This is a genomic window from Paenibacillus aceris (assembly GCF_017874035.1).
GTDB lineage: Bacteria > Bacillota > Bacilli > Paenibacillales > NBRC-103111 > Paenibacillus_E > Paenibacillus_E aceris.
The window spans coordinates 381,298-393,455 of the sequence record NZ_JAGGKV010000003.1 but is presented as its reverse complement, the minus strand read 5'-3'; the positions used below and the strand labels follow the sequence as shown (position 1 = coordinate 393,455).

General features: G+C 47.3%; 9 protein-coding genes. 7 read left to right on the top strand and 2 right to left on the bottom strand.

Features of this window, described 5'->3' with window-relative positions; genetic code table 11:
• Window positions 1-110: 110 nt before the first annotated feature.
• The gene (locus J2Z65_RS08565; protein WP_167062293.1) at window positions 111-1,277 is read right to left on the bottom strand and encodes an MFS transporter; all 1,167 of its coding nucleotides are present in this window, start codon (window positions 1,275-1,277) and stop codon (window positions 111-113) included.
• Between the two features lie 109 nt (window positions 1,278-1,386).
• On the opposite strand from J2Z65_RS08565, the gene J2Z65_RS08560 reads away from it, so the two are divergent.
• From J2Z65_RS08560 to J2Z65_RS08535, 6 genes are all read left to right on the top strand, one after another.
• Window positions 1,387-1,542, top strand: coding sequence for a hypothetical protein (locus J2Z65_RS08560; protein WP_167062290.1), 156 nt, complete (start codon window positions 1,387-1,389; stop codon window positions 1,540-1,542).
• Window positions 1,543-1,597: 55 nt separating this feature from the next.
• The gene (locus tag J2Z65_RS08555) at window positions 1,598-2,032 is read left to right on the top strand and encodes a hypothetical protein (RefSeq protein WP_167062287.1); all 435 of its coding nucleotides are present in this window, start codon (window positions 1,598-1,600) and stop codon (window positions 2,030-2,032) included.
• Between the two features lie 31 nt (window positions 2,033-2,063).
• Complete coding sequence (locus J2Z65_RS08550) at window positions 2,064-3,212, top strand: transglutaminase-like domain-containing protein (protein ID WP_167062284.1); 1,149 nt, start codon at window positions 2,064-2,066, stop codon at window positions 3,210-3,212.
• A 173-nt stretch (window positions 3,213-3,385) separates the two neighbouring features.
• The gene (locus J2Z65_RS08545; protein WP_167062281.1) at window positions 3,386-4,111 is read left to right on the top strand and encodes an HAD-IA family hydrolase; all 726 of its coding nucleotides are present in this window, start codon (window positions 3,386-3,388) and stop codon (window positions 4,109-4,111) included.
• Between the two features lie 17 nt (window positions 4,112-4,128).
• Window positions 4,129-6,195 (top strand): peptidoglycan D,D-transpeptidase FtsI family protein, encoded by a 2,067-nt coding sequence (locus tag J2Z65_RS08540; RefSeq protein ID WP_240159835.1) that lies wholly within the window; start codon window positions 4,129-4,131, stop codon window positions 6,193-6,195.
• 182 nt (window positions 6,196-6,377) lie between these two features.
• A complete protein-coding gene (locus J2Z65_RS08535) occupies window positions 6,378-8,444 on the top strand; it encodes a peptidoglycan D,D-transpeptidase FtsI family protein (protein WP_167062278.1) in 2,067 nt (688 codons plus the stop codon).
• A 460-nt stretch (window positions 8,445-8,904) separates the two neighbouring features.
• On the opposite strand, the gene J2Z65_RS08530 is transcribed toward J2Z65_RS08535, so the two are convergent.
• Window positions 8,905-10,899 carry a glycoside hydrolase family 127 protein gene (locus J2Z65_RS08530; RefSeq protein ID WP_167062275.1) on the bottom strand — a complete coding sequence of 665 codons (1,995 nt, stop codon included), beginning with the start codon at window positions 10,897-10,899 and terminating at the stop codon, window positions 8,905-8,907.
• 132 nt (window positions 10,900-11,031) lie between these two features.
• Between J2Z65_RS08530 and J2Z65_RS08525 the strand changes: the two genes are divergently transcribed.
• Window positions 11,032-11,898, top strand: a complete 867-nt coding sequence (locus tag J2Z65_RS08525; protein ID WP_167062271.1) for a helix-turn-helix transcriptional regulator — start codon at window positions 11,032-11,034, stop codon at window positions 11,896-11,898.
• The last annotated feature ends 260 nt before the right edge of the window (window positions 11,899-12,158 follow it).

The window sequence follows — 12,158 nt, the reverse complement described above, 5'->3', positions numbered from 1 at the left end:
GATTCCATTCGACGATTGAGCAAATAATATGCGGCCATTTCCCGGGAAATGACAGAGATTGACAGCGCAAAGACGGCTTGATCTTTTCAAGCCGCCAGACACATGCAGCGTTATGTCGTAACAGGCGTTTTAAACGTACGCAGGGGCAGAAGGGATAGCGCCAGCATAAGGACGAAAAATGCAATGAAATAAGAAGAAATATGATCGCGAAGCTGACCGGCAACCATAGGACCGATAAAAGCGCCAATGGAATAAGAGATCGAAAGTAAGGAAAAGACCCGTCCATAACGATTGCTGCTGGTGATACTGGCCAGCAGGGCAGCGAGGGCTGGATAGATGACGCCTTTGGCCATTCCGATAAGGAAGAGTGAAACAGGCAGCGGGATCGACCACTGGATGGCTAATCCAAAGAAAACTGCCGCCAGCGATAAGCTTCCGCACACCGTGCGGATGAAAGGCGGAACTTTATTTAGAAACCAGAACGAGATACTTAGCAGGGCACCCAAGCTGATTAAGGTGAAAAAGACGCCGGAAGTGAGAATGGATTCTTGCGCAGACTTCATAAGCGGCAGTTCAAAAAACAGAATGCCTTGCGAGCAAGAGAGCGCCATTGGAATAAGAAAAAATAACCAAGGGATCGACAGACCCGTTGGCAGATCGGATTCATCATTTAACATGCCGTGACCGTGATGGTCTAAGGTTTGAAGTTTGTCAGCGGATTGACCTAACAGCTGCTTTTCTTTTACGCCAAAAATGGCGAGGATGCCCGTTACAATGAGGATCCAGCCAAGAACGGAGAAAGCTGTTGTAAAGCCGATCTTGGCAACGAGAACGGCCCCTGCCGCTGGAGAAACCACCGATGCCAGGGTATGGATAAGACCGTTCCCTGCCATCAGTTTGCTCTGCTGGATGCGGTCTTTGGCGATGCGCGCCAGCAGGGATAAGCAGGCGGGAGACAAGAAGGCCAGTACGAAGCCGCTAATGGACCGAATGTAAAGCAGGTGCCACGGGTCTTTGACGTTGGATTGAAAAAGTAAGATGATCCCTGCTACAATCAGGCTAAAGACGATAAAATATTTGCTGCCGTATTTGTCCACGCCATAGCCAGCCATAAGATTGCCCGGTAAGTGCGTGATCGAGTATACGCCCATAATTAACCCTATAAAGGAAGGTGCCGCCCCCAAGGATAAGGCGAAAGGAGAAAGAATCGGATACTGCGCGTGCAAATCAAAAAAAGCAACAAACATAAATAAGTACAGCCAAAGGGCTGTTCGCATGTACTCACCACCTTAATTATTTAGACTTGTCTCTTCTTAAGATGTACGCCGCTCGTCCGATGGATATGACCTTTCCATGCAAATGACACATTTCTGTTGGGAGGAAGCTATGGATGCTTATGTCATTGTTTTACTAGCTTGTGTTGCTGTTTTTCTAGTATTCCGCCTGCGGCAGTCCTTTCGCAAAACGCGAGGCAGAGTCGATCAAACGGAAGAAATTCAGCGGAAATTAGCGCAGTTAAGGAAAAAAAGAGATGAAGACTGAGGATTCCCTGTAGTATGATAGGTAAGGACTTTTGGATTAAATAGGAGGGGTTCATTTGGATCAGTGGATTTCATTTGCACAGGATCGTTGGTATTTGATTGTTGCCGCTATTATTGTTTTATTTATTGTCATTGGGATTGTGAAAACTGTCGTAAAATGGATTGTCGTCATTGCAGTTGTTGGCGCACTCATCGTTTACGGAGCAAGTTATAAGGATAAAATAAAGGATATTGGGGCAAGCGTGGTAGCCCAAGTTGGCGATGAAGTCAAAGATAAAGCGATCAGCACCTTGACTTCGGAAGCGAAAGAAGCGCAATTCAAAGCAAATCCTGACGGTTCTTTTCTTATTACGACGAAGAGCTTGAAGGTGGAAGGCAAAGCTGGAACGGATGAAGTCCAGGTCACTTTTCTTGGCAAAACATTCAAAATGAATGCCAATGCTGCGATAAATGCTTTTATCGATCAGGCGAAGAAAAATGCAGGCCAATAGAAAAGATTATTCGTAAGGAGGGTGAGCAGTCATGACGGATATCACATGGCTCAAAGCCAGTTCAATCAATTTCATATCCATTGTGATTGTGCTCACTTTTGCAGGCTCTGTCATTCAAGGCTTTTTCCGGGGTGGTTCAGGGTCCGCAAAACATCTGCTCTCCATGCTTGTGGAGGCGTTCGTCGTCATCGTGTCCATGTTTATTGCGTGGAAAGGTGTTGGGCTCGTCTCGCCATTGCTTCAAACCTGGCTAAAAGGTCAAAATTTGCAAGTACCCTCTGTCGACATTAGCGCTCTTAAACAAGCGTATTATACGGCTATAACAAGCATACGTGATTTCCCGCTGCTGCGTTTCGGCGTTTTATTCCTGCTCGGCTATCTGATTGTGAAGCAGTTCTTGAACTTGTTGATTGATCCTTTGATCGGTCCATGGCTGGCCCATCGCGATCCTTACCGGGAGCGCAGCAGCTCGATAATCTCCTCTATATCAGGCGGTGCCATCGGGTCTGTCGCCGGTTTCGCGAGAGCGCTCATTCTTATTGCCGTACTGTTCATTTACGTGACTTTATTCCCGCACTCCCTGATAGCGCCTTACATTGAATCTTCTCAGATGTATCAAAAAGGGGCGAAGGAAGTGATTTCTCCCTTCACGGGAGATTTCATCGCCGACAAAGCGCCTGTGTTCACTCGTGCGGTGGAGCAGGAATTCACGAATATTTTACAGCGGAAATATGAAGTTCTGGATGCGAAGGTTCCCGGCAATATCGTAGATGCAGCCAAAGAAGTGACGGCCAGCGGTACGACGGACGAGGAGAAGGCGAAACTGTTGTACAAATGGGTTGGCAGCAGGGTCCAGTACGATTGGGATAAAGTGAAGCTGTATGAAGAACAGCGTATTTGGAAGGAACAGACGCCGGAGGATACGTTCAATACCAAAGAAGGCGTATGTATCGACTACTCAAGACTGTATGCCCAAATGGCTAGAGCCGTAGGCTTGGATGTGAAAGTTGTAACGGGCCTTGGCTATGACGGGCAGGGCGGTTATGGGCCTCATGCTTGGAATGAGGTGTACCTGAAAGAGTCCAATCGCTGGGTCCCGCTCGATTCCACTTGGGTAGCCAGTGGGGGGAATTGGTTCAATCCGCCAAACTTTGACCAAACACATATTAAAGATGCTTAATTATTCTGCAAGTTAACATGCAGGAAGCCTTCTCTTGGAGATCCGAGGGGAGGCTTTTTCTATTTGTATAAGCTTGAAAAGGGAATTTGAGGAGATATTCGGTGGCTTTTCTCATCCCATAGTAAATGTGGTAAACTAAAGGGGTGTTATTTTGAGATGATGAAGGAGTCTGTATGTCAAAACCAATTCATGAATACCCAATGATATACTTAGATGCTGGGGATACGTTATTGACAATTCCTGCAGCCCAAACGATTTTGAAGCAGTACCTGCAACTGCGGTCCGTTGAGCGTGATGAAGATCATATCAGTGAACTTTTTACGGAAGCTTTCCGTCTATTTTATTATGTAAATAAACAGGATAATTTCATTGTGTGCTCTCCAGAGTCAGATCGTGAATTCTGGGTCAACCTATATAAATATGTGCTACATAAGCTAGGCATCCATGAGGAATGGACAGAGGAAGAGATTTTCATCTGCTGCCATGAATTGTACGACATTTATACGGCTCCCGAGTACTATGAATTGTTTGATGACGTTAAACCTTTTCTGCAACGGCTTCATGAAGGAGGCTACCGGATTGGGATTATTAGCAATTTTGCGCCTACGTTGAAAGCTATTTTAGAGGATAAAGGAATTTTGCATTATTTTGATCCTGTGCTCGTGTCGACAGAGGTGGGCCTTGAGAAGCCGGATCCGGCAATTTTTCTGCTGGCCTTAGAGAAGGCGGGAGTAGCAGCGAAAGACGTGCTATATATCGGTGATCATGAAACAAATGACGTTTGGGCGCCGGCCCAGGTCGGTATTGATGCGGTTCGCATCATCCGTTACGACTACCATACCGGGAGGGGAATCAGATCCCTTCTTGAGCTTTTTGATGAACAACAAGCAATTGTGTAAGAAAGGATCTGAGTGTGATGAAGCCATCCATAATGGATGATCCCAAGAAAAAAGAAATCACGAAGAAGCGGCATTTTTCGTTTAGGATTAATATATTTTTCTTTATTACGTTCTTATTATTTTCCGTACTCATCGTGCGTTTGGCCATTTTACAATTCGTGCAAGCCAAGGATCTGAAGGCGGCTGAGAATACCAATACGAATCAGACCAATAAGATTGCTCCTATCCGCGGCAACATTTACGACTCAACGAAATCTCCTCTTGCTTATACCATCCCCGTGCAGTCCTTGTTTTTCCGGATCGAGCCGTCCCAGCAGGATAAAGATGAAGTTATTCGCATGGCTACTAAGTTGAAAACGGATGTGTTTGATAAATTCGGCAAACCGGACGCCAAGAAGCTGGAGCCTGCGGATATCGTGCTTGCCATGGATCTTGGTTATGATATCAATAAAAACAAAGTGAAGGATCCAAGTTATTACTGGGTTCCGCGGAAAATTAAGACCGATTTGTCCAATAAGGAAATCGCTTATTTGCTAGAGCACCGGGATGAATTCAAGTGGCTGGAAGTCACGGAGGAAAGCATCCGAACTTATGAAATGGACGACGACGGCACAACGACGATTGCTCCGCAATTAATCGGGTACTTGAAATCGTATTCCACTGAAAAAGCGAAAGATATGTACAAGGACAATGAGAATAGCAAGGAATATCTCGATACAGAAAACGTAGGCTTCGATGGCATCGAGCGCATGTACCAAGACGAGCTTCGCGGGAAAAACGGCTACAAAATTTATCCCGTTAATGCCGCGATGAAAATTATAGGCCGCGCGACCGTTACGAAGCCGACCAAGGGCAACAATTTGTATCTGTCCATCAATAAAGATATTCAGAAAACAGCTGAAAAGGCGATTGCCGATCAGATCGCTTTTTTGCATACTCCTTATGCACGGAATGATTCATTTATTAAGTATGGGGCGAATGCACAGGCTGGTTATGCGGTTGCTATGGAAGTGGACACAGGGCGGATTGTGACTATGGCGAACTACCCTGATTACAATTCGAATGATTGGACGGGCGGTATTTCGCAAGCGACTTTAGATGAGATAGGATCTTATATCGCCAATGGATCGATTACTACTGCGTATCCGAAATACACGGATAAGGAGCGTCCAAAGCATCCTTCGTCCATTGTTTTCATGGGATCCACGATCAAACCTTTGTCTGTACTGATTGGTCTAACGGAGAAATTGATTACACCTTCCAATCAATACTATTATGATTCGGGTACGTTCACTTTCGGTAAGGCCAATTCTTCAAGCTCGATTTCTAACTCAGGGAGAGCGGCATACGGAAACTTGGATGCTTCCAGCGCTATCGAACACTCATCCAATACGTACATGTCAGCCAAAGTCGGCATTCCGTTTTATTCGAAATACGGTGGCGAGAATCCCGCGGTAACCGATAAATGGGCGGAATACTTGGCGAAATTCGGATTGGGCGTCAAAACAGGAAGCGGACTGCCCGGCGAAAATGCAGGTTCCAATGACTTTAGCAAGAACGCCAAGAAAGATAGTTATCAGTCTGCGATGGTTTACGCTTCGTGGGGTCAGAACGAAAAAACGACAACACTGCAGCTCGCGCAGTTCGCTGCTACGTTAGGCAGTCGAGGCAAACGAATGAAGCCGTTGTTCGTAGATGAGATCCGAAGCTTTGAAGGCGAACTGGTCAAAAAAGTAGAGCCTGAAGTGCTGGAGGATTCGAGCGCTTTGTTCGCCAAAAATGACTGGAACACCATCATCCATGGGATGAAGAGTGGTGCGGAAGGCATTGAGGAGCTGCCGTATAATGTGGCTCGGAAGACAGGGACGTCGACGCAAGCGGTCTCCGGCGGTACCATCGACAACGCTGTGTTCATTGCTTTTGCGCCGGTTGAGAATCCGAAGCTCGCCGTTGCGGTCGTCGTGCCGGAAGGCGGATACGGGCGCTATGGGGCATCCCCGATTGCGGCCAAAATCTTTCAAGCTTATGACGCGGCCAACGAAGGCATTTTGACGAAGCTTGGCGGCGGGAAGAGGCCTTGGTAGAGGCAGCCATAGAATGAAAAAGGAGCTAAGCGGATTGTTCGCTTAGCTCTTTTGATTGTGGTAAACGTTTAAAAGAACTTGTCTTGGGAAATGAACCAAATTTTCCATATTTTAGTGAACTAATTGAGGTGTTCCTTCGTCTGTTTCAGGATACATCCTGACACAGAAGGGGGTTTTAAGTGATGAAATCGCCGATTACGGATGATCCGAGGAAAAAAGAGCTTGCTCAAAAGAGGCATTTTTCGCTGCGGATTAATCTTTTTTTCTTTGTAACCTTTGTATTATTTTCCATACTAATCGTGCGATTGGCTATGCTGCAGTTTGTTCAAACGAAAATACATAAAGCCGCAGAAAATAGAAATGGCACACAAACGATTCAAATTGCTCCCATTCGCGGCAACATCTATGACTCCTCGAAATCTCCACTTGCGTACACCATTCCCATGCAGTCCTTATTTTTTCGAATTGATCCCAGCGCTCAGAAGTTAGATGACTTAATTGCTATAGCGGATCGGCTTAAAGCCGATGTTTTCGACAAGTATGCCAAACCCAACTCGAAAAGTCCGACCCCGGAAGAAATTATTTTAGCCATGGATATTGGCTACGATTACCATAAGGTTGAAATCAAGAAACCAAGCTATTACTGGGTTCCGCGAAGAATTAAAGCGGACTTGTCCAACGATGAGATCGCCTATATTTTAGAGCATAGGGATGAATTTAAATGGTTAGACGTAACCGAGGAAAGCATCCGCACCTACGAATTGGATGATGACGGCAAAACTACTATTGCTACGCATTTAGTGGGATATACGAACTCTTTTACATCGCCGACAGCTAAGGATATCTACAAAGACAGCCCTATGGTTCAGGAATATTTAAGTTCGGAAAATGTGGGATTCGATGGTATCGAACGCATGTATCAGGATGAGCTGCGCGGCAGAAACGGCAGTAAGACGTATCCCGTCGACGCCGTTAACAAAATAATTGGGAGAGCCGAAGTCACGGCTCCAATTAAAGGGAATAATTTATATTTGACCATAAACAAAGATATCCAAAAAGCGACAGAACGAATGCTGGAGGATCATATTCGCTACCTGCGTAGCCCATCGCACGCCAATGATTTGTATATGAGTGTTGGGATGCAGGCAGCTTCCGGGTTTGCAGTTGCTATGGAAGTGGATACGGGACGGGTGGTTACGATGGCGAACTATCCAGATTACGATGCTAACGCGTGGACTGGCGGCATGTCGGCCAGCACTTATAAAGAAATCGAAACATTTATACCGAATGGCAGCATTCGAACAGCTAAAGCTAAATTTCCGAATGAAAAAGAAAATGCGAAACATCCATCTTCGATTGTGTTCATGGGTTCTACAATCAAGCCTATGTCTGTGTTGATAGGGCTTAAAGAGAAATTTTTCAGCGGGTACGGCAAGGTTTATTACGATACGGGATCGTTTAGCTTTGGCAAGGGAGGCAATAGCACCATCACCAATTCGGGGAAAGCGGCTTACGGGGATATGGATGCTGCCGGAGCTATTGAACACTCCTCTAACACGTTCATGTCTGAAAAAGTCGGTATTCCTTTCTGGGCCAAATACGGCAGAGAGAATCCCGCTGTGACTGCTAAATGGGCAGAATATATGGCGAAATTCGGAATGGGTATCAAAACAGGGAGCGGCCTGCCGGGTGAGCTTGCAGGATCTAATGATTTTACCAAAAACGCGGAGAAAGACAGTTATCAATCAGCAATGGTCTACGCATCATGGGGACAAAATGAGAAAACGACAACCTTGCAGCTTGCTCAGTACACAGCTACTTTGGCTAGTCGCGGGAAGCGGATGAAGCCGTTGTTTCTAGATGAAATTCGCGACTACCAGGGCCAGTTGGTTAGAAAAATAGAGCCTGAAGTACTGGAGGATTCCTCCGCTGAGTTTGCCAAGGAGGATTGGAACACGATTATCCACGGGATGAAAAGCGGGGCAGAAGGGATCGAGGAGTTACCGTTTAATGTGGCACGCAAAACAGGAACTTCCACCCAAAGTGTGTCGGGAGGCTCGGTTGAAAATGCGGTGTTCATCGCCTTTGCTCCCGTCGAGAACCCGAAGCTTGCCGTTGCGGTTGTCGTGCCGGAAGGCGGCTTCGGGCGGTATGGCGCATCCCCGATTGCGGCGAAAATCTTTCAAGCTTATGACGCTGCTAACGACGGTATTTTGACGAAGCTTGGCGGCGGAAAGCGGCCTTGGTAGGAGTGGCTGAGTCGGCGCGACTTGCTTCCGATACACGCGAGGGTCTGGAACATAGAGACACGGAGACAAAGGAGGCACGGAGATGTGGGGATATGGGACACTGGTGACATGGAGGCACACATGTACACTAGGCTTGGTTATCAGCTCCCCTGTTCGCGAAAGGGAGCTATAAGTCCGCTATTCTTGCGAGGAAGACGGATTCCCGTGATTAGAGGGAACTACAGGACCTTATTTGCTCGCAAACCTAATATTCGAGCGAAAAACCGCCGAATAGCGGATCGTAGTTCCCACTTTATCTTCAAATGACGGATTATTGGAGTAATAGCGGACTCTAGTTCCCTTCCACACTCCTTACTGATCGCCCTCACTCTCCAATCATCCGACCACGACCCAAAGGCCAACCAGTAAAACTCTGGTTGACCTTACAAGAGGCTGCCCAGCAAAGCAGCCTCTTTGCCTATTACTGGCGTACCCGAATCCACACCGCCATCTCGCCAACTCCACGATTTCCCCATTGGAAATAGGGAACTGCCTGCAAGGCAACTGGCTCAGACGATGGCGCCCAACGACGGTACGGCTCAGCCGAAGCCGAAGCTGAAGCCCAAGCCTCAGGTGTGGCATCCCTAAAGCCTTCGGCTTCGATCCTCACTGTGCCGCCAAGCACATTTGCGTCAGGCTCAACCTTCAGCCTCGTTCCACTCCGGAGACTGAGACTAGCCAGCGGAGCCCCATTATCGGCTTGCTCAACGCAGTACACAAGAGGCCCCCTTTGGATCGCAGCTTTTCCGGCATTGCTGCGAATGAGTGGGTTAGCTTGCATGAGATGTGCCTCCATCGGAAGCAGCCAAGTGACGATGTCGCCATCCGTCCAAATTCGCTCGATAATCGCGTAGCCATTCTCAACAGTGTACTTATTTTCTTTCTCGCCATTGATGTGCAATTGGGGCTGGCTGTCGCACCAGTAGGGCACACGCAAAGCAAGCGTGAACGAGCGAGGCTGGGCCAAACTTAGTTCCAGCGAAGTTTCCCCACTCCAAGGCAACGAACATACTTGTTTCAGCCCAACTTGCGCAGCATCATCCAACGTGATCGTGCTTTCGCTGCCAATAAACAAATGGGAATTGATTCGTCCTGCTTCTGTCGTATAAATATACTCCCCAAGCGAAGAGAGAATCCGCGCCAAGTTGGGAGGGCAGCACGCGCACCCAAACCATTTTTGGCGCTCGGCTTTCACATGACGCTTGCCGGGATTGCTCGCCGAAGCTTGAGGCCATACTTCGAGCGGATTCACATAAAAGAATCGTTTCCCATCCTGACTCATACTGCCGATGATGATGTTATATAGCGCCCGCTCGATCACGTCGGCATACTCGCTCCGTGTTTCGAGACGCAGCATACGCTGAGCAAAAAACACTAAACCGATGGAAGCGCAAGTCTCGGCATACACCGTATCATTAGGCAAATCATAGTCGAACGAGAACGCCTCCCCATGGTGCGTCGAACCGATTCCTCCAGTTATGTACATTTGCTTCTGCGTCATATTCGCCCAAAGTCTCTTGCAAGCGGCAAGCAGTTTCTCGTCCCCAGTCAGCCTAGCCAAATCAGCCATTGCCGTGTACATGTATACAGCTCTAACCGAATGCCCGATAGCCGTATCTTGCTCGCGAACAGGCAGATGGCTCTGATTATAGATGCTGCTCTGACTCGGTGATGGGGTTTCACCAGCCCGATAGATGGAGGTTTTTCCCCTGCGCTCCCACTCACGATCGAAGAAATCAGGTTGCTGTCCTCGCTCATCGATGAAATAGCAGGCAAGCTGGAGATATTTCTCCTGCTTCGTTACTGTATACAATTTGACCAGGGCCAGTTCAATTTCTTGATGCCCGTCATAGCCTCTAATCTTTCCGTCCTCAGGTCCGAATACATCCTGAATATGATCCGCAAAACGGCACATCGCATCCAGCAGTTTCCTTTTCCCTGTAGCCTCAAAGTACGCGACGGCAGCTTCAATCATATGTCCTGCACAATATAATTCATGGCATTCATACAAGTTAGTCCAGCGTTTGCCGGGTTCCTTGATCGTAAAGTAGGTATTCAAATAACCGTCACTTTGCTGTGCTTGGACGATGAGATCGATTGTCTTATCCGCGGTTTGTTCCAACGCTGCATCAGGGTGCTGTTGAAGAGAGTAGGCGACGGCTTCGAGCCATTTGGCGAGATCGGAATCCTGAAACACCCAGCCGTGGTATTCCCCTGTTTCTAAGCCTGCGGCAATTCGAAAATTTTGGATCGCATGGCTTGGTTCGGCCTCCGGAACGCGATCATTCAGCGCTTCCCATTGATACGGAATAACCGTATTTCGAACAAGGCTGACGTAATGATTCCAGAAGTCATCGTTGATTTGGATCTGATTCAAAGATAATTTGTGCTTTGCCGGCAGCAGTGCATTTGACATGAAGCAACCTCCCGAATTTGCGAAATAGGCTTTACTTTCCCCAATTATATGAGGGATACTGGGGAAGCAACAGGTAGGAATGCAACCAATTATTTATAAGATTTCACACAACTTATTAAAGGAGTCCACCCGATGAAGGAAATATCGCTAGCCGCACCTCCTCTGCCATATTATTTGGAAAGCGGACTTAGCGTGTATAACGCAGGGGACACGCATCCAGATCGCGCAGGGTTAGGGATGTACGATCTTCTTTTCATTACGAAGGGTACGCTTCATTTGGGAGAAGAGGAGCTGACGTGGAGCTTGACCGAGGGCCAGTACGTGCTGCTGCTGCCAGATAAATATCATTATTCCGTACGTCCCTGCGAAGCGGAGTGTCATTTTTATTGGCTGCATTTTCAAACTGCTACTCCTTACATAATGAGAGACAGCAAGCTCTTACCCCGCAGTGAATTCATTCTCCCGCAAAAAAATGAAATTACCCTGCATCAACAGGGCGAAGTTTCGGACACCGAACGGCTTCAGCATCTTTGGCGCCAATTAAAAGAGCTTTCCGTCTCTGCGAGATCGGTATCGTTCTGGGAAGAGCAGCGTATTTTTACAGAAATCATACGTTCGTTAGACACGGGAAATAAGCCAGGTGAACAGACGAAAGTGCACATGCTGGCTGAGCGAATTGAAGCCCATCTCAAACAGTACTATCGGGCGGATCTGACCAATGAGAGTCTGGCCGACGTATTCCATTTTCATCCGAATTACTTGAGCCGTTGTATGAAAAGTGTTTACGGTTGCACGCCGCTTGAATATTTGCTCGCTTACCGAATCGAACAGTCCAAGCTTTTGCTGCTCAAAACGCAATGGTCCATCGAACGCATTTCGGAGGAGGTAGGTTTTCATCACGCCGCTTACTTCTCAAACTGTTTTCGTGCCAAAATAGGTCTTTCACCGCTCGCCTATCGCAAGCAGTACATAAAAGGCGGAACCGTTTATCGTCCATAAGCATATGCTGATGTAAGGAGGTGAACCCTCCTTTACCCTAAAAGTTGCGCGAGGTAAACTTTTATGCACGAAGAAAAGAAAGGTGGGGTACTGCATGAAAACGACGAGATTAACGGCTTCTTTAAAAAGACTGATCATTACCTTCATTTTCCTGTGACTGAGGGCTGATTGCGTACTTTCATCCTATTTCCAGTATGACGGACGGATATGGTATACTAATATATCGGTAGTCGCGTAAGAGATAGTTTGATGAATGGTAC

Coding starts and splice junctions, on each gene's coding strand:
- J2Z65_RS08565 (WP_167062293.1), bottom strand. CDS start 1,277: ATGCGAACAGCCCTTTGGCTGTACTTATTTATGTTTGTTGCTTTTTTT.
- J2Z65_RS08560 (WP_167062290.1), top strand. CDS start 1,387: ATGGATGCTTATGTCATTGTTTTACTAGCTTGTGTTGCTGTTTTTCTA.
- J2Z65_RS08550 (WP_167062284.1), top strand. CDS start 2,064: ATGACGGATATCACATGGCTCAAAGCCAGTTCAATCAATTTCATATCC.
- J2Z65_RS08545 (WP_167062281.1), top strand. CDS start 3,386: ATGTCAAAACCAATTCATGAATACCCAATGATATACTTAGATGCTGGG.
- J2Z65_RS08540 (WP_240159835.1), top strand. CDS start 4,129: ATGAAGCCATCCATAATGGATGATCCCAAGAAAAAAGAAATCACGAAG.
- J2Z65_RS08535 (WP_167062278.1), top strand. CDS start 6,378: ATGAAATCGCCGATTACGGATGATCCGAGGAAAAAAGAGCTTGCTCAA.
- J2Z65_RS08530 (WP_167062275.1), bottom strand. CDS start 10,899: ATGTCAAATGCACTGCTGCCGGCAAAGCACAAATTATCTTTGAATCAG.
- J2Z65_RS08525 (WP_167062271.1), top strand. CDS start 11,032: ATGAAGGAAATATCGCTAGCCGCACCTCCTCTGCCATATTATTTGGAA.